The organism is Mesorhizobium sp. BR1-1-3 (assembly GCF_020165455.1).
GTDB classification, from domain to species: domain Bacteria; phylum Pseudomonadota; class Alphaproteobacteria; order Rhizobiales; family Rhizobiaceae; genus Mesorhizobium; species Mesorhizobium ciceri.
This window is the reverse complement of the sequence record NZ_JAIUIC010000003.1, coordinates 437,722-460,625: the sequence shown is the minus strand read 5'-3', so window position 1 is coordinate 460,625 and position 22,904 is coordinate 437,722. Positions and strand designations below refer to the sequence as shown.

Below are 22,904 nucleotides of genomic sequence, written 5' to 3'. Positions count from 1 at the left end.
ACGCTCCGGCGCTGCACGCCTAGAGACCGGTTGAAAAACCCTTGCTGCGGCCCGCCTTCGGGCCGGCAGATGATTTGGAAAACTGTGACATGGCGGGATCAAACATCATCGATCTCAACCCCGAGCTGCTGGCGGCCGCGACCGAAAGCAAGGCGTGGCCGTTCGAGGAAGCCAAAAAGATCATCGAGCGCTACAAAGGCGCCGACTTTCCGCAAACAGTCCTGTTCGAGACCGGCTACGGGCCGTCCGGCCTGCCGCATATCGGCACGTTCGGCGAGGTGGCGCGCACCTCGATGGTGCGCCATGCCTTCCGTGTCCTGACGCAGGACAAGGTCGCGACCAAGCTGCTGTGCTTTTCCGACGATATGGACGGCATGCGCAAGATACCCGACAGCGTGCCGGACCGCGCCGCACTCGAGCCGCATCTGCACAAGCCGCTATCGTCGGTCCCCAACCCCTTCGGCGGCGACTATGCGAGCTTCGCCGACCACAACAATGCGATGCTCTGCCGCTTCCTCGACACGTTCGGCTTCGACTACGAGTTCGCCAGCGCGACGCAATACTACAAGGCCGGCCGTTTCGACGCGATGCTCAAGCGCGCTGCCGAGCGCTATGAGCAGATCATGGCGGTGATGCTGCCGACGCTCGGGCCCGAGCGGCAGGCGACCTACAGCCCGTTCCTGCCGATCTCGCCGAAGAGCGGCCGCGTGCTTTACGTGCCGATGAAGCATGTCGACGCCAAAGCCGGCACCATCACCTTCGACGACGAGGGCACCGAGACCACGCTTTCGATCACCGGCGGCCGCGTGAAGCTGCAGTGGAAGCCGGATTTCGGCATGCGCTGGGCAGCGCTTGGCGTCGATTTCGAAATGTTCGGCAAGGACCACCAGACCAATGCGGTGGTCTACGACCGTATCTGCAACATTCTGGGCGGACGGGCGCCGGAGCATTTCGTCTACGAACTGTTCCTCGACGAGAACGGCCAGAAGATCTCGAAGTCGAAGGGCAACGGGCTGACCATCGACGAGTGGCTGACCTATGCGCCGACCGAAAGCCTCGGGCTCTACATGTACCAACGGCCGCGGCAGGCCAAGAAGCTGTATTTCGACGTCATCCCGCGGGCCGTGGATGAATACTACACGTTCCTCGCCGCCTATCCCCGCCAGGACTGGAAGGAGCGGCTGGGCAACCCGGTCTGGCATATGCATGACGGCAACCCGCCCGCGATCGACATGCCGGTGCCGTTCTCTCTGCTGCTCAATCTGGTCAGCGCTTCCAACGCGCAGAACAAGGATGTGCTGTGGGGGTTCATTTCACGTCATACGCAAGGCGTGACGCCGGCGACGCATCCAGAGCTCGACCGGCTGGTCGGCCATGCGATCCGCTATTTCGACGATTTCGTGAAGCCGACGAAAACCTTCCGGCCCGCCGACGAGGTCGAGCGCGAAGCGCTGGCAGCCCTCGACGAAGCACTTGGCGCGCTGCCGGCGGACGCCAGCGGCGAAGCGATCCAGAACGCCTCGCTCAACGTCGCACGCAGGATCGAGCGCTATCAGGATCATTCCAAGCAGAGCCCGGAAGGCGGCCCCGGCGTATCGGGCGCCTTCTTCCAGATGATCTACCAGGTGCTGATCGGCCAGGAGCGCGGCCCGCGCTTCGGCTCGTTCGCAGCACTCTACGGCGTTGCCGAGACGCGTGCGCTCATTGAGCGGGCGCTGGCTGGTCAGCTGGCTTGAGCACGCCGTCGACCTCTTCCAGGATCGAACCCGGCGCCTGAGGTGCCGGGCCTGGCGCGGCCGGCATCGCCGGCATGCCCGACAGATCGGGCGCCGATCCGAAAATGCCCTTCTTGCCCATGCGCGCCTTGTCGCCGGCCTCGACATAGGGGCCGCCCTTGGCGGCGCGCGCCCAGCCATTTTCGACCAGCCACTGACCTACATCCTGCTTGCCGATCCGGCACTCGGCTGCGATCAGGTCGCGGCCGCCCTGCGGCGGCACCGTGCAGACCACCGCGCGGCCGCGCAGGAAGGCGCGGAACGCTGTCCTCGCCCGGACGCCGCACGGCCAGGACTTGCCGTCCTCGCTGCAAATCTCGTCCTGCCTGACGATGTCGATGCCGGAAACCGCGACCGAGTAGCCCTTCGCCTCGATCAAGCCGGCGGCCGGCGCAACCGGCTGGAACAGCTTTGTGCCGTTCCAGTCGTCAGGCATTTTCGGCTTGGGCGGCACGGCCAGCGCGAGTTTGCTCAGCGGCTCGCGCGGCTCGATCCGTTCAAGCCCGTCGGCGGGCAGTTCCGGCGGCGCGACGATTTCGGGATCGATCGCCCTCGAATGCGTCGCCGGCTTCGGCGGCTGCGGAACTGCGATGGCCGATGTGGCCGGCTCCTCGGGCAGCGTCCCGGCAGCCTGCTGCGCCATCGCATCGGCGCCCGGCTCAAGCTGGTCCACGGTGATGACGCTTTCACTACCTTTCAGAGTGCGACCGCCAGTGACGACGATGGCTGCCATCACAGGGACCATCAGAACCGCCAGCGCGTGATGGAGAAGCCGCACCAGCTTAACCTATTGGCTTGCCCAGACAATCCGCGCCACCCATTCGACATCGCGCATGGGAATATCGCGGTCGGGATGATCGGGATTGAGCGAGACCAGCGCAATCGACCTGACGGTCTGGCGCTCGAGCACCTTGGCCATCACTTCGCCTGATGTGGTCTTGACGACGACGCGATCGCCCTTGCGGGTAACGGCGCCCGGTTCGACGATGAGGACGTCGCCATTGCGGTAGAGCGGCAGCATGGAATCGCCCTGCACCTGCAAAGCATAGGAACTCTCGGTCGATTGCGTCGGCAGTTCGATCAGATCCCAGCCCTGCCCGGCTGGAAAGCCGGCATCGTCGAAGAAGCCGCCGGCGCCGGCCTGGGCAAAGCCGAGCAGCGGCACGGAGCTTCGGCGGGCGACCGAAGCCGCATGGCTGGCCCCGGCCCGACCTTCAATCAAACCGGTGAATTCGTCGAGAGAGGCGCCCGTTGCCTCCATGATCTTTGCCAGTGATTCGGTCGAGGGCCAGCGCGGCCGGCCATCCGACGACAGGCGCTTCGACTTGTTGAAGGCGGTGGAATCGAGCCCCGCACGCTTGGCCAGCCCCGAGGCCGAAAGCGAATAGCGCTCGGCAAGAGCATCAATGGCAGCCCAGACACGGTCATGCGAGAGCATGTGTCGCTCTCCTTTGAACAGGAAAAAATACCTTCCCTGTTCTAACCCCGGACCGCCATCTTGTCCACAGTGCAAGGCTTACTCACGCCGCTTTCCTGGTCTCGCCTTTCGCATAGGGATCGAAGCGCTGATAGAAGCTCTCACCCTTCTCGGCCATGTCGAGCAGCAGCTTGGGCGCCTTGAACTCGGCGCCGTATTTCTTCTGCAGGTTTCTGGCGATCTTGACGAACGCCTTGGCGCCGATGCCGTCGATGTAGGACAGCGCACCGCCGGTATAGGGAGCGAAGCCGAAGGCGAGGATCGAGCCGACATCGGCCTCGCGCGGGTCGGTGACGATGCCTTCTTCCATCACCCGTGCCGCTTCCAGCGCGATGGTGACCAGAAGCCGCTGCTGCAGCTCCTCATAATCGACCTTCTCGGGCGCAAGCTGCGGATAGAGCTCCTTGAGGCCCGGCCACAGCTTCTTCTTGGCGGGCTTGGCCGGATAATCGTAAAACCCCTTGCCGTTCTTGCGGCCGAAGCGGCCGTGATCGTCGACCATGGTGTTGATCAGCGCCATCTGCTTGGGATCGACCGCCTTGTCGCCCAAATCCCTGATGGTCTGCTTCATGATCTTCTGGGCAAGGTCGATGGCCGTTTCGTCGGTTAGCGCCAGGGGGCCGACCGGCATGCCGGCTGCCTTCGCCGCGTTCTCGATTATCGGCGCGGGCACACCTTCGATCAGCATCTTGTAGGCTTCCGACATGTAGCGCAGCACGCAGCGGTTGACGTAGAAGCCGCGCGTGTCGTTGACGACGATCGGCGTCTTCTTGATAGCGCGAACGAAGTCGATCGCGGTGGCCAGCGCCTTGTCGCCGGTCTTCTTGCCCAAAATGATCTCGACCAGCATCATCTTGTCGACCGGCGAGAAGAAATGGATGCCGATGAAATTCTTCGGCCGCGCCGAATTCTTGGCCAGCGACGAGATCGGGATGGTGGAGGTGTTCGACGCGAAGATCGCCGATGGCTTCAACACGGCTTCCGCCTGTTCGGTGGCGCTCTTCTTGACGCCCGAATCCTCGAACACCGCCTCGACCACCAGATCGCAGCCGGCAAGGTCGGCGTAGTCCGCCGTCGGCGTGATCAGCGACAGCAGTTTGTCCTTGTCCTCCGGCTTGGCGCGGCCCTTCTTGACCTGATCCGAGACCAGGCTGTCGGAATGCGCCTTGCCCTTGGCGGCCGACTCCAGATCACGGTCGAGCAGCACCACCGGGATGCCGGCCTTGGCGGTGACATAGGCGATGCCGGCGCCCATGAAGCCAGCGCCGAGAATGCCGATCTTCTTGAACTTGGTTTCGGGCACGCCGGCCGGGCGGCGGGCGCCCTTGTTCAGTTCCTGTAGCGACACAAACAACGAGCGGATCATCGCCGCCGCTTCCCTGGTCTGCATGATCTCGGTGAAATAGCGCTGCTCGATGCGCAAGGCGGTGTCGAACGGCACCAGCAGGCCTTCATAGACGCATTTGAGGATCGCGGCGGCGGCCGGATAGTTGCCATAGGTCTCGCGGCGCAGGATGGCGATCGCCGGCGGCCACAGATTGAACCCGGCCGGCGAATAGATCTGGCCGCCGGGCAGCTTGAAACCTTTCTCGTCCCATGGCGCCACCGGCTTCAGGCCATTCCTGATCATCGCCTTGGCGGTCTCGACCAACCTGGCCGGCTCGGCGATCTCATGGATCAGGCCCATCGACTTGGCCTTCTGCGGCGACAGCGTCTGGCCGGAGGTCAGCATCTGCAACGCCTGCTGCTGATCGGTCAGCCGCGGCACGCGCTGGGTGCCGCCGGCGCCCGGGAAGATGCCGATCTTCACCTCGGGAAGCGCCATCTTCACCTTGTCGCTATCGGCGGCGACACGGCCGTGGCAGGCGAGCGACAATTCGAAGGCGCCGCCCATGCAGGTGCCGTTGATCGCCGACACCCACGGCTTTCCGCAAGTTTCCAGCTTGCGGAACAGGCCGGTCATCATGCCGGCATTGTCGAACAGCGCCTTCGTCGCCTTTTCGGCGTCCTTGCCCTTTTCCGCGGCGAAGGTCGTCAGCATCTTCTGCAGCAAAGAGATATCTGCACCGCCGGAGAAGGTATCCTTGCCGGAGGTGATCACGGCGCCCTTGATGGCGGCGTCACCAGCCACCTTGTCGACAATGGCGTTCAATTCCCGCATCGCCTCTTCGGTGAAGACGTTCATCGAACGGCCGGGCATGTCCCAGGTGACCAGCGCAATGCCGTCGGCGTCGGTGTCGAGGGCGAAATTGGTGTAGCTCATCGTTTCTCTCCCCGTCAGACGCGTTCGATGATGGTTGCGGTGCCCATGCCGGCGCCGATGCACAGCGTCACCAGAGCGGTGTTGAGATCGCGCCGCTCGAGTTCGTCCAGCACCGTGCCGAAGATCATCGCGCCGGTGGCGCCGAGCGGATGACCCATGGCGATGGCACCGCCATTGACGTTGATCTTGTCATGCGGAATGTCGAAAGCCTGCATGTAGCGCAGCACCACCGAAGCGAAGGCTTCGTTGAGCTCGAACAGGTCGATGTCCGAGAGCTTCATCTTGGCGCGCTTCAACAGCTTCTCGGTGACGTCGACCGGACCGGTCAGCATCAGCACAGGCTCGGAGCCGATGTTGGCGAAGGTGCGGATACGCGCGCGGGGCTTCAGCCCCATCGCCTTGCCGGCCTTCTTCGAACCGAGCAGCACGGCCGCCGCACCATCGACGATGCCGGACGAATTGCCGGCATGATGGACGTGGTTGACCTCTTCCACTTCGGGATGCTTCTGCACCGCGACCGCATCGAAGCCGCCCATTTCGCCGGGCATGACGAAGGACGGGTTGAGCGAGGCCAGCGACTGCATGTCGGTCGACGGGCGCATATGCTCGTCATGGTCGAGGATGGTCAGGCCGTTCTGGTCCTTGATCGGGATGACGGATTTCTTGAAGCGGCCATCCGCCCAGGATTTGGCGGCGCGCTTCTGGCTCTCGACCGCATAGGCGTCGACGTCGTCTCTGCTGAAGCCGTATTTGGTGGCGATCAGGTCGGCCGAGATGCCTTGCGGCACGAACCAGCCGGGCAGGCCGACCGAAGGATCCATGAACCAGGCACCGCCCGAGGCGCCCATGCCGACGCGCGACATCGATTCGACACCGCCGGCAATGACGATCTCGTCCGCTCCCTGCGCGATCTTGGCGGCACCGAAATTGATGGCGTCGAGCCCGGAAGCGCAGAAGCGTGAGATCTGCATGCCGGGCGCCTTGGTGTCGTAGCCGGCCTCGAAGGCGGCGGCGCGCGGAATGACCGAACCCGCCTCGCCGACCGGATCGACGCAGCCGAAGATGATGTCGTCGACGTTTGCAGTGTCCAGCCCATTGCGGTCGCGCAGCGCCTCGAGCGTCTTGGCGGCAAGCCGCACCGCCGGCACCTCGTGCAGCGATCCGTCTTTCTTGCCCTTGCCGCGCGGTGTGCGCACGGCGTCATAGACATAAGCTTCAGCCATTTGCTTGCTCCTTGGGTTTGCCTGATGTCGCCTTCAGAGAGAGCGTCCGATCAGCAATTTCATGATCTCGTTGGTGCCGCCGTAGATGCGCTGGACGCGGGCGTCGCGGAACATGCGGGCGATCGGGTATTCATTCATGTAGCCATAGCCGCCATGCAGTTGAAGGCATTCGTCGACGACTTTTCCCTGCAGGTCGCTGAGCCAGTACTTGGCCATCGACGCTGTCACGGGATCGAGGCCACCCGCGATGTGGCGGGTGACGCAATCATTGTAGAAGACGCGGCCGATGGTGGCCTCGGTCTTGAGTTCGGCCAGCTTGAACTGGGTGTTCTGGAAATCGATGATCGCCTTGCCGAACGCCTTGCGCTCCTTGACGTAGTCGATGGTCAGCGCCAGCGCCCGCTCGATCATGGCGATGGCGCCCGTGCCGATCTGCAGCCGCTCCTGCGGCAGTTGCTGCATCAACTGGACGAAGCCCTGCCCTTCCTCGTGGCCGAGCAAATTGGAGGTCGGCACGCGCATGTCGTTGAAGAACAGCTCCGACGTGTCGTTGGCCTTGAGCCCGATCTTGTCGAGGTTACGGCCGCGCTGGAAACCTTCCACCTCGTCGGTCTCGACGACGATCAGCGAGGTTCCCTTGGCCCCCTTCTCCGGATCGGTCTTGGTGACGACGATGATGAAGTTCGCAAGCTGGCCGTTGGTGATGAAGGTCTTGGAACCATTGATCTTGTATTGGTTGCCATCCTTCTGCGCTCGCGTCTTGACGCCCTGCAGATCGGAACCGGCGCCGGGCTCGGTCATGGCGATGGCGCCGATCAGCTCGCCGGTCGCCAGCTTCGGCAGCCATTTCTTTTTCTGATCCTCGGAGCCGTAGTGGAGGATATAAGGGGCGACGATCGAATTGTGCAGGCCGATGCCGAACCCGTCGACGCCGACATGGCCAATGGCCTCGATGATGGCGCTCTCATGCGCGAAGGTGCCGCCGGAGCCGCCATATTCCTCCGGCATAGAAGCGCAGAGCAGGCCGGCGGAACCTGCCTTCAGCCAGCTTTCGCGATCGACCATCTCGTTCTTCTCGAACTCGTCGTAGCGCGGCGCGATCTCCTCCGACATGAAGCGATGCGCCATGTCGTAGAGCATGCCGACCTCGTCCGCCGCCCAGGCGGGCTTCGGCAAAGAGAGCACTTCGGCGGGATTTGTCGCCACGATTTCCTCCGCGTATCGACAGACAGAAAGGCCAGTGAGGTCGAGCTTAGAACGCTTCCGCCGGCAGTGCCATCAATGTGTCGGCGCCGCTCGAAATGCGGGCGAGATGCGCCGATGTCTCCGGCATGATCCGCTCCATGAAGAAGCGCCCCGTCACGATCTTGTTGTCGTAGAAGGATTGCGCGCCATTGGCGTCCGTCTTGCCAAGTGCCACCTTGGCCATCTGCGCCCACATATAGCCCAGAGCGACCAGGCCGAAGAGATGCATGTAGTCGGTCGAGGCGGCACCCGCATTATCGGGCTTGGCCATGCCGTTCTGCACCAGCCACATGGTCGCCGCCTGCAAATCGTTGAGACCTTTCTTCAACGCCTTGGTGAACGGCGCCATCTTCTCGTTAGCGCGGTTCTCCTCGCAGAATTCGCCGACCTCCTTGAAGAAGGCCTGCACGGCGCGGCCGCCATGCAAACCAAGCTTGCGGCCGACGAGGTCGAGCGCCTGGATGCCATTGGCGCCTTCATAGATCATGGCGATGCGGGCATCGCGCACGAACTGGCTCATGCCGTGCTCTTCGATATAACCGTGACCGCCGAACACCTGCTGCGCCATGACGGCGTGGTCGAACCCTTTGTCGGTGAGCACGCCCTTGACCACCGGCGTCATCAGGCCGGTGTAGTCGTCGGCGGCCTGGCGATCCTTGTCATCGCCGGAGCGGTGGGCGATGTCGGACTTGATCGCCGTCCACAGCGCCAGCGCGCGGCCGGCCTCGTTGAAGGCTTTCATGGTCATCAGGCTGCGGCGGATGTCGGGATGGACGATGATCGGATCGGCCTTCTTGTCCGGCGCCTTCGGCCCAGACAATGAGCGGCCCTGCAAACGGTCCTTGGCGTAGCCGACAGCGTTCTGATAGGCGATCTCCGACAGCGACAACCCCTGCAGGCCGACGCCGAGGCGCGCCTCGTTCATCATCGTGAACATCGCCTTCAGGCCGCCATTGGGTTCGCCGAGCAGCGTGCCCTCAGCCTCGTCATAGTTCATGACGCAGGTCGAATTGCCGTGGATGCCCATCTTCTCCTCGATCGAGCCGCAGGAGACGGTGTTCCTGTTGCCCGGATTGCCCGACGGGTCGAGCTTGAGCTTCGGCACGATGAACAGCGAGATGCCCTTGACGCCTTCCGGCGCACCCTCGATGCGGGCCAGCACCAGATGGACGATGTTGTCCGACATGTCGTGTTCGCCGGCCGAGATGAAGATCTTCTGGCCTGAAATCTTATAGGTGCCATCGCCGTTCGGCACCGCTTTGGTCCGCAACAGGCCGAGATCCGTGCCGCAATGCGGCTCGGTCAGGTTCATGGTGCCGGTCCAGGCACCCTCGATCATCCTCGGCAACCATGTCGCCTTCTGCTCGTCGGTGCCGTGGGTGATGATTGCCGCGATTGCGCCCTGCGTCAGGCCCGGATACATCATCAAGGACATATTGGCCGAGACCATATATTCGGCGACGGCGGTGTGCACGGCATAGGGCAGGCCCTGGCCGCCGAACTCGACGGGTGCGGCCAATCCCATCCAGCCGCCCTCGCGGTACTGGTCGAAGGCCTCCCTGAAGCCTTTCGGCGTGGTCACCGAGCCATCGTCGTGACGCACACAGCCTTCCATGTCGCCGACACGGTTCAGCGGATGCATGACGTTTTCGGCGAGCTTGGCGCCTTCGGCGAGGATCGCCTCGAGCACATCGGGCGTGGCGTCGGCAAATCCGGGAAGGTTCGAATAACGCTGATAACCCAGAACCTCGTTGAGCACGAACAGCGTATCCTGGACCGGAGCCCTGTATGTCGGCATGCTTTTTCTCCACCCTGCAAACCCGGTCCGAATGCCCCGAAGACAAGCCAGGGCGGCATGCGGACCCATATTGGGAGCGGGATAGCAAAAATTGACGTTTGCGTAAACGTCAATTTTCTCGATGCGACAAGATTCCCCGCCCCCTGGAGCAATGAGCGTAGCGGCGCGACGTTGCGCAAGCCAGCGCCGAAAGGCCATAAGAGTGGGCCAGGACAACGAAAAGCCGCGTGGCAGGCCACGCGGCTAGACAGAACTCGGACAATCAGCAGACGACTTGGTGTCTGGCGCAATTCCTGACGGAATTGCTTCAGCTGGCGGCGCTCGCCTGCGGCGCCGAACGCTCGCTCAGCATCTGGCGCACCGCCGACATCGAGCCGCTGAGTTCGTTGATGGCGTCGTCGATCAGCGCCCGTTGCTTCTGCAGGCGGGCAAGCTGCTTTTCCGACTTATCCAGCGCAAGCTTGAGCTGCTTGGTGTTTGAACCGGTCGGATCGTAGAGATCCATCATCTGCTTGACGTCGCGCAGCGAGAATCCGACCTTGCGGCCAAGCAGGATCAGCTTGAGGCGGGCCTTGTCGCGGCGCGTGTAGAGACGGGTCGAACCGTCGCGCTGCGGGTTGAGCAGGCCCTTGTCTTCGTAGAAACGCAGCGTGCGCAGCGTCACTCCATATTTCTTCGCCATCTCGCCGATGCGGACGAGGTCCTCGCCGGCTTCGGCAGACATATTGGTATTGGCCGCGGTCTCGCCGGCCGAGATAAGCTTCATGGTCACTGGCTTTCCCCGTCTGGTGGCGTCGCGGTCCTGGACCATGCGTCGCCTGACTGGAAGCGGGGGCCTGCTTCCAGTCGTGGTTTCAACAAACAAATCGCAAACATGCGCTCAATGCGCCTTTTACGTTTACGTCAATTCTATACCGATTGCCGCAGGATGACGCAAGGGCGTTCTGCGCCCCGCCCTTTATGCCGCACCGTCAGGCCGGCAGCCAACATCCTTTCGATTTCTTAAGTTTGGTTAACGCGTTGTTTACGGATTCGACATGCAAGCCATTGAAATCGCTAGCCAGCGTTATGGCGCGTTACGGGTGCGCGTTATGCGTACAAATTAGGGCTTGACGACCTAGGGCGCGTCGCCCTATATATGGTTCATCGGAACAAGGAGATTCGCCATGAACCAGACACCGGAAAAGTTCATTGACACGGGCGGCAACGGCTATCCGCAGCGCTTTCATTCCGTGAGCACGCTGCCTCGTACGGCGTTCGACGTTTATTACGATGGCTCGTTTGGCCATTGGATGCCGGAAATCAGGGCGCAGGGATATCCGCGCGTTCGCCATCTGCCTGGCGCCGCCACGCGGTATGGCGGCTTCGCAACCAAAGAGGCGGCCGAGCGCGCGCTTGATGCGTTCTATGGCATCGCAATTCAGACGGCGCGCGCAGCATGAACACGACACACAACATTGAAGAGGCCAAGGCGTACCCGTTTCCCTTCGGAATGCGCGCCTTAGCCTCTGACGCGCAGCGGCTTCTCGACTCCAAGTCGATCGACGCCTACGCCATAAAGAAGAACGCCCGCGGCGATAGTGTCATGGGCGTTCGGATTGGTAAGACTGACTGGTCGTACTTGACCACGGAGGATTGAAAGATGTCGGAAGTCACGAGCGGCCCATGGATTGTCGAGGACATTCAGGTCGACGGCGCGCACAAACAGATTTCGGCGTTCGGCGAAGACGGCAACCGTATTCTTTGCATTCGTTTGCAGTCATTCAATCCAGATGAGGACGCAGGACTGGTTGCGGCGGCGCCTATCATGCTTGCTGCGCTGAAGGCCATCGCGACCCCATTGGAGGCGGTTCTCGACGATCAGGCTTCGCAGGGTATTCAATTCGGCAGGACGCATGCAGAGAGAGCCGAGCGCCAACGTGTGCTTGCCGACTGGATTAGAGCAAATGCCGACAAGGTTGACGATGCTCTGGAGTTGATTTTCGGTGCCATTGCCGCATCCGAAATGCGCACAGCGGCATGACGCCAACCGCATTCCGAGCCGCAATCGAGCGCCTAGATATCTCCCAACTAGCCGCAGCGCGGCTGTTGGGAATTGATGGCAGGACTTGCCGCCGCTACGTTCGTGGCGACCTTAAGGTTCCACCACCCGTAGCCCGCCTGCTCTCCTACATCGAGCGGTACGGGCCGGAACTGGCGCGAGAGATGATGGAGGGTGAATGATATGCCTCCCCGCAAGCCCAAACAACCGACCGGCCGCATACTCTATGTGGTCGACAAATTTGAGCCGCCGTCAGTGTGGCGTCACGTTCTGTCAACCTACGACAAAGCGGAAGCCACCGGGCTAAAGAAGACATTCGGCAAGAACGGTCGCGTCACGGAGTTTCCGGAGCGGAAATAGGGTTAGTCGCTGTTGGGTGCCCCTGCCCGTAAGCTCGCACAATCGCGTTGGCTTTGAACGTGCATGGAACGCAGAGTCGCTCGCACTTGGAGTCACAGATCATGCGCGCTACCTCGTCGCGCGTTGGCTTGGTGTCGGCGGTCATGAGCCGCAGGCCGACTAAGTACGCTGTCTCTGGATTGAGTCGCACCGTCTTGCCGGCGTGACTGCGCGCTAGGATCATTGCCGCAAGCTCTTGAGTGGTGGACCAATTGCGCATAGAACGAAATAAGAACGGAGACAAGTGGAGTCAAGTGCCGCAGAGAATAATCGTGTAAACCTAGTTGACATTGGCGACAACTTAGTTTACATAAAGGTCATCAGAAATGGAGGTGACTCGCATGACACAGAAACAGGTTGACGCCATGAAGGCGGCGCTGGAGCGCATCGCCAACATGAACGGACTGACGCTTCTGGGCAGCAATGATTACGAACGCGGCTCAATTGACGCGTTTGTTAAGGCCGCAGAGATAGCGCAGTCCGCGCTGGTTGAGGTGAAGTGACATGGGACGCGATCTGGCAGCGCTGGCTACTGACCTCTATCGCTTCTATGACATGCGCGGTCGGCTGCTTTATGTGGGGATATCTGTCAGCGCGTTGACCCGTATGCAACAGCACATGAAGGATAAGCCGTGGTTTCAAGATGTCAGCGATATCACGATTGAGAAGTTCGAGACGCGGGAATTGGCGGTTGCAGCTGAGGAGTTAGCCATCCGCACTGAAATGCCAATCTATAATAAATCTCAGATGCCTACTATCCGGGAGCATGTTCGGACTTCATCGAAATCTGACAACGACGCGCCAGTTGCAGCGCAATGGGTGCCCGCCGTAGACGGAATCGATTCATTCCTTCGGCTTAAGGAGGTTATGAGGATCGTTGCGCTTGGAAGTTCAACTATCTATCGACGTATTGAAGCCGGAACATTTCCTCGCCCATTTGTGCTTTCCCCGTCCTGTGTCCGGTGGAAAGAATCGGACATCCGCACATGGATGAATGCTTTGCAGGCCACTGGTGTGGCGGCATAACTACTACCCAACAGAAGGAACTAGGATATGGAATATAGTTCGATAATGAGTTTCAGAACCTTTCGCAGAGATCGCGAACGCGCCGGACTCACCATTGAGAAGCTCTCAGAGGTTAGCGGATTATCTGTGACCGTTCTTGAGCGCCTAGAGAATCGCAAACTATGGACCGGCGTCGAGGCGCAGTGGGCGCCGATACTTGATGAAGCATACGCAAAGTTAGAATCACTTGACCGCGAAAAATTCAATGAAGCTGCGGCTAACATAGTCCGGGCCGGGATGGCCATCTCCATCCAGCCACTTGACGTTCATTCATCGCGCACGAAACACTATCGTGTCGAGATTGCGAGCGAGCAACTGAAAACAAGTGGAGTCGGCGCAACGGCTGTGGGGCACGGATGGACGCCATACGTAGCGCTATCCAATGCTCAGATTCAGTTGGATTCACTCGATGCCGATGTGCGTCTTGCCCTGCGCGGCGAGACGCGCGTTGACGGCGGTATTGTTGCGGCCGCCTAACGCATGACCCCAGCCGAACACCGCGCCACGCTCGGCCTATCGGTTGCCGCCATGGCGCAACTGATAGGCGTCACGCGGCAGGGTTGGTACAAGGCGGAACGTACCGGCGTACTCACACCACCCGTCGCCCGCCTGCTCGCCTACATCGAACGGTACGGGGTTGGGTTGGCGAAAGAGATGATGGAGGATGAAGGTGGGAACGGTAAGTGAGAGATTGCGCGCTAAGCGGGAGGAGTTAAAACCAAAGGGCGGTCGTGCATTCCTGTCGCCGCCATCACTGCAATTAGAAGCCGCCGACACCATCGACGCGCTCGTGGCTGCGCTGGAGGAGGCGAAGCGTATGCTTGACGGTGCCGTACTGGACGACCGCAGCGGGCTTAGAAAGATCGACGCCGCACTTGCGCTTGCGCGCGGAGGGAAGTGAAGATGGCTTATTGGCTATTTTTGGGCGCTGCGGTCTACGTCGCCTTTGGCGTCTTCAATTTCTGGTCTTTGTGGCAGGCCGACAAAGCGAAACGTCGCGTAATCACACGCGGCGACGTTTGCTTCTTTCTCTTCATCGCGATCATCGGACCTTGCGGAATCGGCGCCTCATTGTCTGCGTTGGCGGATCACAAAATCAAGAAGTGGGCGGAAACTCCGGTATGGAAGCCGACGCCATGTGGGCGAACTACATGGGTGCTGCGGAGGCTGCGCGGCGAGAAGTCATCAGGGAGGCGGCGCGTATCGTCTTGGAGGCAGAGCCATATGCCGGGCCGTATGTCCATGACATAGTACGCGCCCTTATCGCCCAGCCGGACGGCAGCGACGAAATACCCGCATTCATCGAGCGCCCCTAATCCTCCACAATGCCCTTAACCGACGCGTGCCGTAGCTTGGCCTCGCCGCGCAGATGCTTCACCCGCGCCTTGATGCCAGGCTTGAGCCATTCGACGCCAGCCACGGACGGAGCGCCCACAGGTGCCTTGCGGCCGGCCTGAACGCGCTTCCATAGGCGTTCGCGGATTTCCTTGGGCAGAGTAATGAATGCAGAGCCTGCATACTTCCCGCCCTGCCCCATTAGGGCCATCGCAGGCTTGCCATGCTCGCGTTTGACGCCAAGCAGATCCATTTCCGAAAACTCATAGCATTTGATCTTCAGCCACGCGTCCGACTCGCCACTGCGGTATGGACTTCCCCGGCGCTTGGAGACCATGCCCTCGAGACCCAACTTTTCTACGCCATGGAAGAACTCAGCGCCGCCACCTTCGACGTGCTGGCTGAATTGAATGATGCCGTCTGCTGGCCTCACCAAATCCCATAGCATGGCCCTGCGCTCCACCACGGGCAGCGGACGCAAATCCTTGCCGTCCAGGTGGAGCAAATCGAACGCCACGAACGCCAACCGCTCAGCATTCCAAGCCATTGCTGATCGCAGCGCATGGAAGTCCGGAGCGCCGCTAGCCGTTGGTGCGATCACCTCGCCGTCGAGGATGGCCGAGCGCGCACCAAGCGCCTCCGCAGCGGTCACAATCGGCCAGTACCGCGACGTCCAATCTATGCCGGTCTTTGTATAGGCTCTGGCGCCGTCCCAATCCAAGATGACCTGAGTTCGGTAGCCGTCGTACTTGATTTCGTGGATCCAGTCGTCGCTTGTGGGCGGCTCTTCCACCAAGCGCGGCAACTGCGGCTGGATGAACTTGAGCCGATCCCTGGCTGGCACTCTTTGCATACGCGAACTCCAACAACGTGACTCAAGGCGCCGCTGCGGATTCTGTTCCGCGCATTTTAGCTAAATCGTACACTAGGAATTTATTCCGCGCTGAGATACCATCGGAAATATGGAACTCTCAGCGCTCACCGGCAAGGTCTACTACGAAGTCCGCTTTGATGACATTCCGCCAGCCGTTGCACTGGCCGCCCGCTGTGGCTGCTGCGGGCATGAGGCACCGGTAGATCGCGAGCATTTACAAAAGCGTTCACAGGAAGCCTATCTGCGTTTTGCTGCGCGTTTCGTCCGCTGCACCAAATGCTCAAACAAGTATCACAATCGCATCTTCGCATTAGCCGCTCCTTAACTGTAAGGGTGGCTTCCGGGGTACATCTCAAAAGCAAGTCTGGTCCGACCAATTAGCCCTTGCGCATACTCCGCAAATATAACAGGGTGTAATTGGGCTTGATAACCCGGATTGAGATAGGCGCGAGACAGGCGCCGAAATATGCGCCTGCTTGGCAGCGGCGCATCACCTGGCTTTGGCCGGGAGCGGTGCGCTATGTCCAAGCACGCCTGGCTACGGCCAGCGGCCAAAAGCCTCCGGCTCGTTCTCAACGGGTTATCAACTCCCGGCTTGCCGCGCCCTAACGACGGCTGCCGACGAAGCATTGAGATGCGGACTGGCGCTCTGCGCCACAAAAGAAAAGGGACAGTGCTCCAACGTAAAGGGTTTGGGAAAATTATGGGTAATATGGCAATGCCGATCGCTACTGAACTGATAGCGACGACGGGATCGAAAAACGAAAAGGAAGTAGACTGTACCGAATGTAGCGGGTGGCGCTTTCGAGTAGGCCAATGCATATCGCATAAAGACCAGAGCATGCCGTCACTCGTTCTAAGCAGGGTGCTTTCCGGTAGAGGCGCTGAAATATACGGAGTGCGATCGTTCGCAACCGTGGATCCGAATAGGGACAAGACTATGCTAGGCGAATGCCTGGTCGACGTGGTGCCGGGTACCGGGCCATGTCACGACTGCTTGCTGTTTAATACGGGCATGTGTCCCGGCCAGTAGCGCCGGCGGCCCGCCAGCCGCTTGCAAGGCTTGCCGTAGCAAGCTATAGGCCATGCACACAATCGAGGGACCGTGCATGGCCGCCACTATCGACAAACTCCGCCCCGAATTGCTCGAGATAAGCGACGCTGAGTTTGAGCGCCGGCAGGCCGAACTAGAGATGGCCGCGCGCGAGCGTCGGCGTAGGGCGGAGGTTGCCGCCAAAGAGGCTCTGGCCGCAGAGGCTGCCACACGGATAGAGCGCGTCGTGGCTGATATCAAATGGCTTCACGATAACGACCTGCTGCCCAAGCGCGTAGCAGAAGGCTTTAGCCGCGGCGACGGCATGTTCGTGCCTGGCATGATACTGCGAGCGCCTAGTGCGGAGTCGCTGGTGCCAAAGGCTGCAGGAGAAAAGAAAACGCGGCGGCGTCGGAATGCCAAGGGCGAGTTGGTGCCGTCTAAGGCATCGCAGAAATAGAAAAAGCCGCCCCGAAGGGCGGCTGTAAGAAGTTTGTATAAAGATTTTGGACTCTAGGCGTAGCCGCCAGAAGCGCGCCACAGGAGCGTCCCTGTCATATAGACCATGTCGGCCTTGCGCTTCCTCATGCCGAAACGTCCAGACCACACAAACCAGCCTTTGCGGTATTCGACCTTTTCTGCAGGCTTGCCGTTGGCGGCCTCATATGCCTTGCGATAGCGGTCTATGATTTCATCCGCCTCAATCACGCCGCCACCCTGTTTATCTCAGCGCCTGTAAGCGTATAGCCGACCAAATCAACGAAGCTGTCGCGATGGTCTGGCGTCTCGCACAGGCGCGCTTCCTTCATCAATCTCATCAATGGGCTGACATCGGCCGCCGTCACCTTGGCTTCTGTGCGGCCCGTGTTCTCAAAATACGCCTGCCAAAACTTCGCAATCCGCTCAAAGTTGTCTTCCGGCTTGCCGTAGGCCGAGCGGCGTGCGCCTGACACAATGCGCTTGGCATCGTCAGCAATGGCCGCCTTGACGTCGGTGTCCACGGTAAGCACGCGGTCGCAGAAGGAGTCTTTGGTGGCTGGTGACATGAATGCATCCTCTACTGTGTGGCCGCCCCAAGGGTCGTAGGCGAGCGCGGTCATGCCGGCCTCCCGCACATCGCGCGCGCCTCGGTCAACGTCATGTCTAACGACGCTTCACCGTCTTCCTGCAATTGCTCGTCAAGCTTGCTGCCATCGGCGCAAATCCTTTGTAGATAGACAGGCTCGCAGCGCGCGCGCTGGACGAGATTGCCGACACTAAAGGAATGGCTTTGGTCCACTAGGCGCTCGTCATCAAACAGAAGCGCCCAATCGTTTAGGTCAATCACGGTCAACAGTCTCGCCATCACTCCACCTCCTCCTTCACCTTACGTTTCGGCGCACCCTCGCGCACAGGCTTGCCGCGCACCGGACCTTCTTCGCCGCTCGGCTTAAATTCCGGATCCACTGCAATTCGCCGAAACACGGCCAGCGGATCCTTGACCAAGGGACGAAAGCGCCTGGCATTGAAAGGCGGGTCGTCATGGCCGTAGGTCGGGCACACGCCGCGCTCAACACCTTCAAGCCGCACACCGATGAACTCGCCGTCAACGTAACTGTTGTATGGCCCGACCCAACGCAGCACATAAGTTTTCCCCTCTTCGATCGGGAGAGGTATCGTCACATGCGGCGGCGTCTTGGAGTCAATGCAGATTACCTCGACGCCGGGGTATAGGTCGTGTCGGGCGGTCATGGCTGATCACCTGAATTGATGGCTTCTCTAATGTCCCAAGCGACCGCCGCACGTCTGCCGGAGCCACGACTTACGAGCGTGTGGTGGAATCCATCGGCAATGTCAGCACACCGTTTTCGCTCGGCAAGAATGGCTTTGGCAATGTCTTGACTGGAAAGACCGTCCCAATATCCACGTCTCGCCATATCTAATGCTGTCTTCTGGATATCCTCCGGAATACCACTCACGCCGCCACCCCCATCTTTTGCAACTCCCAAAACGCTGCCAGGAATTCCGCCTCGGCTTCGGCTGGCGTCCAGTATTGCAGCCGAATACCAAGCGGCCCGCCAGTCGAGTACCAAGGCGCAACGCAAGGTGCCATGTTGGCACGCTCGTCGCCGATTATGGCACCGTCCGCCTTGTGCACCTCTACCGGCATTTCTGGCGGCAATCCGAACCGCTCGCACACCGCAGCCATGACCTTGGCCTCTGCCGCCTTGTAGCCAGTCAGAAACGGCTTCACAGGGCGCGGCACGTCGACTAGATAAGCCTCGCTGGCATCGTGCAGGAGTGCCCACATGGCGTTGACCGGTGATACCAACCGCGCAAGGTGCACGGAATGTTCAGCCACCGAGTAGAATTTGCGGCAGTGGCCCGCATACCGGCACTGCATCGATAGCGCGTGCGCGATGTCTACGATGTGGATTTCTTCTGCGCGTGGATCAAGTGGCCAGAACTGAAAGCCGCTGAACGTCTGCATCCAATCGCCCTTGCGCTGTGTTGCGTCAGCAACCGTGCGCAAGTTGTCGTTGGCGTGTCCGCTCGGGATATCAACGCCGGCAGCGTCGACATACGGCCCAAAAGTCTCCTGCGTCGTCGTGTCGTGCTCGACATAGCGGCGGGCTATGGAGTCCCAAGATTTGGACAGGTAGGCGCTTGCCTTGTCCATTATGCCGCCACCTTGTCGTCAGCCCAACTCACCACGCGGTAAGCCGAGAAGCGAGTCCGAAATTCGTTACCTTCTTCGGACATGATAGTGCTGGTGGTGATCCACGTTCCATCACGGAAGCGGCCTTTCGTATCGCCGTACACCTGACCGTGAAGGCATGGTGCACGCGGATCCATTCCAGGCGCTACGCGATAGGCGTTCTTAAGCGTACCGACGATGTCCATGGGTTCCGTTCTCCTCGTTGTTGCTGGCAAAATCATTCGATCTATCTTCACAACCCACACCCCTCTACAAACGCGCGCTCCAATTGCGCCGCAGTCATGTTCGACATGCGGCACGGATTGTCGGGCACGGTGGTACAGGCAGTGAGCATGGCAAGGATGAGGAGATACTTCATGCTGCTTGCTCCATGGGGGAGTTGTCATTCGCGGCCTGCATGCGAGAGGCACCCAGCACCATCTCAGGTCGCAGCACATCGCGCCCGACTTCGCCAAACTGCCTTGAGTACGTCACGCGCTTAGCTGACCTTCCGGACAGCCATCCGCCGCCTGCGGAGTGCGCATCTGGTGCGGCTAGGGTCTGATGCCGCTCTACGATCATCAGTGGCGTCTCAATGACCTCGTCGCTGTGCCTATGCCCACCATGGCCATAGTTGTAGCGGCAGCGACCGAACATCTCGCGGAACATGCCTGCGAACGTCCGGTCGATATCCTTAACGCCGCGCTTGTGCATGTGGTGATAGTAGAGGCCGGTTTGCCCCCACTCGTAGGCATAATAAAGCGACGGGCTGTTATCCACGCTGATGCGCGGCTCGTCCTCGTACATGGTCGCAAGCATCTCGCGCAGCCACGCCGACGAGGCCGGATCATGATTGCCAGACGCCATCACGACATGAACATGCTGATGCGATTGCAGGAGCATGTCGATAATCCGGCGAATGGTGCGGATGACCACCCGGATAACTTTCTGTAGGCGACTGTCCGCATCGAGGACGTGCCTGTGGGCTGGCGTGACGCTCTCTAGGGCGTCGTGATGCATAAGGTCGCCAAGCTGAGCCAGGATAGCAGTGTGGGCCTCTGGTGCCTGCGCTATGGCCGCAGCGAACCAATCGAGCAGAAGTTGTTCGGCGATCCGTAGGTCGTAGTCGGCGCCGGTCTCCTCGCGCCAAGACAGCATGCCGAAATGATTGTCGGTCACGACAAACTGATTGAGCAAATCTTCTCGGGTGTAGGTCGGCCCAAGCAGTGCAGTCGCACGCGGAATCTCTTCCTTGAAGGCGACTAACGCGGCTGACATGATGTCCAGCGTCGCCTGCGCGGCGGTGTCTTCTTTGTTCCAAGTCAGCAGGACGCGGTTATCAGCGCCGGACAGAACCGACCGCTTCTTGATGATCATGCCTGGCGGAGTGGCGTATTCCTCCCCGGCCTCCTTGACCTGCTTAACCCACGCGCCATCAACTTTTGAGGCGACTGACTTGATTGCAAAGCCTGGCATGACAGGATCCAGCGAAAGCAGCCCCCGCTCTGCGGCTTGCCGTAAATGCCGCTGCACGGTCTCGCGCGACACACCAAGCGCCTTCGCGGTTGCAGATTGGTTCTTGTCATTTGCAAGGTACGCGGCGTGCGTGGCAATAAGCACGGCGTTTTCTGTGGGAGGAGTTGGCAAAATCAGGATTCCTTGACTTCTGAAAGCAGAATGAACAAGCCGGCCAGCGCCACCGTGATGCCCGTTAGCGGCTGATGCGAAATCAGGCTGCCCCCGGCGCCGCCCAAAAGGTAGCCAGCGATGTCCATGTATCGGAAGTTCACCATCTCAGGATTCCTTATGGATGCGGTAGGCAATGATTGAGCCGAAGTATGGTCGACCGCCGTTACTCCATATCCAAGTGCTAGCGGGGTTGCCCAATTCGAATCCACCTTCACCCCACTTCGTATCCACCAAAACGTCAGGTCCGACTGGCATCATCCCGCCACGCCACTCAATCCAACCCTCTTCGTTGCCGTCTTTCTCTCTCGCAACGCTCATCGTCAGTCTCCTTGTCCCAATTCAAAGCTTCGCCGTAAGACCAGACGCCGCCCCTTGCGTCCGCGAGCCATACAAGCCCGCGGGCTTTAGCAACAACCGGCCAGCAGTAAGGCCATTCGGGTAGGCGGATGTAGTCGTTGATGGAGATGCTAGACACGCTCAATCCAATGGGTGCCGGCGCCGTAGATTTTGTTCATGCCGCTGGCTAGCCGCTGCGCGTAGAACTTGGTGTCGCTTCGCGAGTCTCGCCCTTTGAGATGGGTTCCTCGCCCCGCAATAAAATCCCACGCCAGGACATAGCGATTGATGCCTAGAAGGTCTTTCAGCCAGTCGGTCATCTTCAACCTCCCACGCTATAAGCAGGCACTTCCGGCGTTTTCGCCTCTTCGCCTTGAACTGGCGGCTCGCCGTCATAAGCCACGCCGCCATCCTCACCCACGCTTGCCGACGCACCACCCTCGCCGTCCATAGCCTCTTGCAAGGCGCTGGCCTGGCCGTTGGTGTACGGCAAGCGGTAAAGCGTGGCGTCGCCATCGCCCTTAAGCAAAACGTCGATGTAGCGGTCGACCTGAATGTCCGCGCCCAACACCTGATAATCACCGGGTGGTGGCACCATTGGCAGCGGTCTGCCCAAGCTAAGCACCACCACGGCTACGGCGGCCATAGAGGCGGGCAGCAGCGCCACGGTCGTCCAGCGCCGCAATGCACCGTAGGCGAACGCGCTAAGCGCTAGCGCTAGCGCCAGGCATGCCGTGGCGGGCGTTGTGTGGGCGTAGGCAGTAGCGAAGATGTCGGCGGCGGTCATGGGTGTACGCCAGAAATAAGAAAGAAGGCGTAGACCGACAGCGCGAATGAGCCAAACAACATTGGCACCAATACCATGAACCCGATGGCCATCCACGCTGGTGTGGCCCACCATTGGCTGCCCATACAGAACTCTAAGACAAACCCGCCTAAAGCGAACACGGCGAATATGCCGGCGCCGAGAGTTGTTAAGCCGGCAACAATTGCGAGTGCAATAATCATTCCAATGGCTCCTGCGGGCCGAGCATGCGGTTGCCGACAATGATGAAGATGGTCATGACAACCGCCACAACGGCGATGTAGATTAGGAAGGCTGTCATGCGGCCTCTCCCTTCGCCACGTCGTCATTCTCGGCAAGCACCTTGTAGGTGTGGCGAGCCGCCGTCATGTAGACGATGATGCCCTCTGGACTAAAGAAGCCCGGCACCGCATAGCTACCCGTTGCCTTCAGGTTGCGCATGGTTTCATCGACAGCATCAGTCGAGAAGTCGCCAGCATAAAGCACGGGAACAACGCCACAGCACGCAGGCCGTTCGCCACCCCACCGGCCAGCATTGAACAGCGAAAATCGCCGTTCATGAAGTCCATAGCCGCGCTGAATGCCAAGACCCCACCACTCGCCAAAGTGCTGACCGGGGCCGAGTTCGCGAAGTCCGTCCGCGTGTTCAGCCACCCATCGCGCAAAGCCAAAGTTGTCGTCCTCTGGCGTAATCCACCTGTTGCGGCTTCCGGCGCGGACTGACCCGTCTTCGCCGACGACTACCTGTGCATTCGTGCCGTCGATCTTCTCTGTGATGACGCAGCCACGCTTAAGGCGCGGGATCTTCGGGAAGGGGATGAAGTTGTCGTTAGAGACATCAAGCCCGATAGAATTTTCCATCAAATCCT

Annotated in this window: 32 protein-coding genes; 12 read left to right on the top strand and 20 right to left on the bottom strand. The window is 60.4% G+C overall.

Annotation, left to right across the window (positions count from 1 at the left end; translation table 11 throughout):
• The first annotated feature begins 89 nt into the window (after window positions 1-89).
• On the top strand, window positions 90-1,736 hold the full coding sequence (locus LB559_RS09505; protein WP_063170009.1) for a lysine--tRNA ligase: 1,647 nt from the start codon (window positions 90-92) through the stop codon (window positions 1,734-1,736).
• Here LB559_RS09505 and LB559_RS09500 read toward each other — a convergent pair.
• The 7 genes from LB559_RS09500 to LB559_RS09470 all read right to left on the bottom strand — a co-directional run bounded on the left by LB559_RS09500 (window position 1,702) and on the right by LB559_RS09470 (window position 10,547).
• Complete coding sequence (locus tag LB559_RS09500; RefSeq protein ID WP_411970033.1) at window positions 1,702-2,553, bottom strand: thermonuclease family protein; 852 nt, start codon at window positions 2,551-2,553, stop codon at window positions 1,702-1,704. The two genes, LB559_RS09505 and LB559_RS09500, sit on opposite strands and share 35 nt — an antisense overlap.
• 9 nt (window positions 2,554-2,562) lie before the next feature.
• Entirely contained in the window at window positions 2,563-3,213 is a 651-nt protein-coding gene (locus tag LB559_RS09495) for a helix-turn-helix transcriptional regulator (protein WP_013533656.1), read from the bottom strand.
• An 82-nt stretch (window positions 3,214-3,295) separates the two neighbouring features.
• Entirely contained in the window at window positions 3,296-5,515 is a 2,220-nt protein-coding gene (locus LB559_RS09490) for a 3-hydroxyacyl-CoA dehydrogenase NAD-binding domain-containing protein (RefSeq protein ID WP_224673904.1), read from the bottom strand.
• Window positions 5,516-5,529: 14 nt separating this feature from the next.
• Window positions 5,530-6,738, bottom strand: coding sequence for an acetyl-CoA C-acetyltransferase (locus LB559_RS09485; protein ID WP_027161729.1), 1,209 nt, complete (start codon window positions 6,736-6,738; stop codon window positions 5,530-5,532).
• A gap of 33 nt (window positions 6,739-6,771) precedes the next feature.
• Entirely contained in the window at window positions 6,772-7,944 is a 1,173-nt protein-coding gene (locus LB559_RS09480) for an acyl-CoA dehydrogenase family protein (RefSeq protein ID WP_224673903.1), read from the bottom strand.
• Between the two features lie 46 nt (window positions 7,945-7,990).
• Window positions 7,991-9,781 (bottom strand): acyl-CoA dehydrogenase, encoded by a 1,791-nt coding sequence (locus LB559_RS09475; RefSeq protein WP_013533660.1) that lies wholly within the window; start codon window positions 9,779-9,781, stop codon window positions 7,991-7,993.
• Between the two features lie 307 nt (window positions 9,782-10,088).
• Entirely contained in the window at window positions 10,089-10,547 is a 459-nt protein-coding gene (locus LB559_RS09470; RefSeq protein WP_013533661.1) for a MerR family transcriptional regulator, read from the bottom strand.
• A gap of 400 nt (window positions 10,548-10,947) precedes the next feature.
• On the opposite strand from LB559_RS09470, the gene LB559_RS09465 reads away from it, so the two are divergent.
• The 9 genes from LB559_RS09465 to LB559_RS09425 all read left to right on the top strand — a co-directional run bounded on the left by LB559_RS09465 (window position 10,948) and on the right by LB559_RS09425 (window position 14,602).
• The gene (locus LB559_RS09465; RefSeq protein WP_224673902.1) at window positions 10,948-11,223 is read left to right on the top strand and encodes a hypothetical protein; all 276 of its coding nucleotides are present in this window, start codon (window positions 10,948-10,950) and stop codon (window positions 11,221-11,223) included.
• On the top strand, window positions 11,220-11,420 hold the full coding sequence (locus LB559_RS09460) for a hypothetical protein (protein ID WP_224673901.1): 201 nt from the start codon (window positions 11,220-11,222) through the stop codon (window positions 11,418-11,420). The genes LB559_RS09465 and LB559_RS09460 overlap by 4 nt, the downstream gene beginning before the upstream one ends.
• A 3-nt stretch (window positions 11,421-11,423) precedes the next feature.
• On the top strand, window positions 11,424-11,804 hold the full coding sequence (locus tag LB559_RS09455; RefSeq protein WP_224673900.1) for a hypothetical protein: 381 nt from the start codon (window positions 11,424-11,426) through the stop codon (window positions 11,802-11,804).
• 758 nt (window positions 11,805-12,562) lie between these two features.
• A complete protein-coding gene (locus LB559_RS09450; protein ID WP_224673899.1) occupies window positions 12,563-12,724 on the top strand; it encodes a hypothetical protein in 162 nt (53 codons plus the stop codon).
• 1 nt (window position 12,725) lies between these two features.
• Window positions 12,726-13,247 (top strand): AlpA family phage regulatory protein, encoded by a 522-nt coding sequence (locus tag LB559_RS09445; RefSeq protein WP_224673898.1) that lies wholly within the window; start codon window positions 12,726-12,728, stop codon window positions 13,245-13,247.
• A 45-nt stretch (window positions 13,248-13,292) separates the two neighbouring features.
• A complete protein-coding gene (locus tag LB559_RS09440) occupies window positions 13,293-13,763 on the top strand; it encodes a helix-turn-helix domain-containing protein (RefSeq protein ID WP_224673897.1) in 471 nt (156 codons plus the stop codon).
• Window positions 13,764-13,766: 3 nt separating this feature from the next.
• The gene (locus LB559_RS09435; protein WP_224673896.1) at window positions 13,767-13,973 is read left to right on the top strand and encodes a helix-turn-helix domain-containing protein; all 207 of its coding nucleotides are present in this window, start codon (window positions 13,767-13,769) and stop codon (window positions 13,971-13,973) included.
• The gene (locus tag LB559_RS09430) at window positions 13,951-14,187 is read left to right on the top strand and encodes a hypothetical protein (protein ID WP_224673895.1); all 237 of its coding nucleotides are present in this window, start codon (window positions 13,951-13,953) and stop codon (window positions 14,185-14,187) included. The genes LB559_RS09435 and LB559_RS09430 overlap by 23 nt, the downstream gene beginning before the upstream one ends.
• Before the next feature lie 220 nt (window positions 14,188-14,407).
• The gene (locus LB559_RS09425; RefSeq protein ID WP_224673894.1) at window positions 14,408-14,602 is read left to right on the top strand and encodes a hypothetical protein; all 195 of its coding nucleotides are present in this window, start codon (window positions 14,408-14,410) and stop codon (window positions 14,600-14,602) included.
• Here LB559_RS09425 and LB559_RS09420 read toward each other — a convergent pair.
• A complete protein-coding gene (locus tag LB559_RS09420; RefSeq protein ID WP_224673893.1) occupies window positions 14,599-15,474 on the bottom strand; it encodes an RNA ligase family protein in 876 nt (291 codons plus the stop codon). The two genes, LB559_RS09425 and LB559_RS09420, sit on opposite strands and share 4 nt — an antisense overlap.
• A 109-nt stretch (window positions 15,475-15,583) precedes the next feature.
• On the opposite strand from LB559_RS09420, the gene LB559_RS09415 reads away from it, so the two are divergent.
• Together LB559_RS09415 and LB559_RS09410 are read left to right on the top strand one after the other, a co-directional pair.
• Window positions 15,584-15,820 carry a hypothetical protein gene (locus tag LB559_RS09415; protein WP_224673892.1) on the top strand — a complete coding sequence of 79 codons (237 nt, stop codon included), beginning with the start codon at window positions 15,584-15,586 and terminating at the stop codon, window positions 15,818-15,820.
• Between the two features lie 784 nt (window positions 15,821-16,604).
• Window positions 16,605-16,988: a hypothetical protein gene (locus LB559_RS09410; protein WP_224673891.1), complete on the top strand. Its 384-nt coding sequence runs from the start codon at window positions 16,605-16,607 to the stop codon at window positions 16,986-16,988.
• 53 nt (window positions 16,989-17,041) lie between these two features.
• Here the strand turns inward: LB559_RS09410 and LB559_RS09405 are convergent, their stop codons facing one another.
• The 12 genes from LB559_RS09405 to LB559_RS09355 all read right to left on the bottom strand — a co-directional run bounded on the left by LB559_RS09405 (window position 17,042) and on the right by LB559_RS09355 (window position 22,896).
• A complete protein-coding gene (locus tag LB559_RS09405) occupies window positions 17,042-17,236 on the bottom strand; it encodes a hypothetical protein (protein ID WP_224673890.1) in 195 nt (64 codons plus the stop codon).
• Entirely contained in the window at window positions 17,233-17,628 is a 396-nt protein-coding gene (locus tag LB559_RS09400; RefSeq protein WP_224673889.1) for a DUF6378 domain-containing protein, read from the bottom strand. Before LB559_RS09400 ends, LB559_RS09405 begins: the two co-directional genes overlap by 4 nt.
• Window positions 17,625-17,873 (bottom strand): hypothetical protein, encoded by a 249-nt coding sequence (locus LB559_RS09395; RefSeq protein WP_224673888.1) that lies wholly within the window; start codon window positions 17,871-17,873, stop codon window positions 17,625-17,627. Before LB559_RS09395 ends, LB559_RS09400 begins: the two co-directional genes overlap by 4 nt.
• Entirely contained in the window at window positions 17,873-18,259 is a 387-nt protein-coding gene (locus LB559_RS09390) for a hypothetical protein (protein WP_224673887.1), read from the bottom strand. Before LB559_RS09390 ends, LB559_RS09395 begins: the two co-directional genes overlap by 1 nt.
• A gap of 223 nt (window positions 18,260-18,482) precedes the next feature.
• Window positions 18,483-19,187 carry a hypothetical protein gene (locus LB559_RS09385; RefSeq protein ID WP_224673886.1) on the bottom strand — a complete coding sequence of 235 codons (705 nt, stop codon included), beginning with the start codon at window positions 19,185-19,187 and terminating at the stop codon, window positions 18,483-18,485.
• Window positions 19,187-19,411, bottom strand: a complete 225-nt coding sequence (locus LB559_RS09380) for a hypothetical protein (protein ID WP_224673885.1) — start codon at window positions 19,409-19,411, stop codon at window positions 19,187-19,189. The genes LB559_RS09385 and LB559_RS09380 overlap by 1 nt, the downstream gene beginning before the upstream one ends.
• Window positions 19,412-19,580: 169 nt before the next feature.
• Window positions 19,581-20,825 (bottom strand): helix-turn-helix domain-containing protein, encoded by a 1,245-nt coding sequence (locus tag LB559_RS09375; RefSeq protein WP_224673884.1) that lies wholly within the window; start codon window positions 20,823-20,825, stop codon window positions 19,581-19,583.
• 29 nt (window positions 20,826-20,854) lie between these two features.
• Window positions 20,855-20,980, bottom strand: coding sequence for a hypothetical protein (locus tag LB559_RS32860; RefSeq protein ID WP_263499003.1), 126 nt, complete (start codon window positions 20,978-20,980; stop codon window positions 20,855-20,857).
• A gap of 381 nt (window positions 20,981-21,361) precedes the next feature.
• Entirely contained in the window at window positions 21,362-21,550 is a 189-nt protein-coding gene (locus LB559_RS09370) for a hypothetical protein (RefSeq protein WP_224673883.1), read from the bottom strand.
• 2 nt (window positions 21,551-21,552) lie between these two features.
• Window positions 21,553-22,017, bottom strand: a complete 465-nt coding sequence (locus tag LB559_RS09365; protein ID WP_224673882.1) for a hypothetical protein — start codon at window positions 22,015-22,017, stop codon at window positions 21,553-21,555.
• Window positions 22,014-22,238: a hypothetical protein gene (locus LB559_RS09360; protein WP_224673881.1), complete on the bottom strand. Its 225-nt coding sequence runs from the start codon at window positions 22,236-22,238 to the stop codon at window positions 22,014-22,016. Before LB559_RS09360 ends, LB559_RS09365 begins: the two co-directional genes overlap by 4 nt.
• Window positions 22,239-22,332: 94 nt before the next feature.
• The gene (locus LB559_RS09355) at window positions 22,333-22,896 is read right to left on the bottom strand and encodes an RNA ligase family protein (protein ID WP_224673880.1); all 564 of its coding nucleotides are present in this window, start codon (window positions 22,894-22,896) and stop codon (window positions 22,333-22,335) included.
• Window positions 22,897-22,904: the final 8 nt, after the last annotated feature.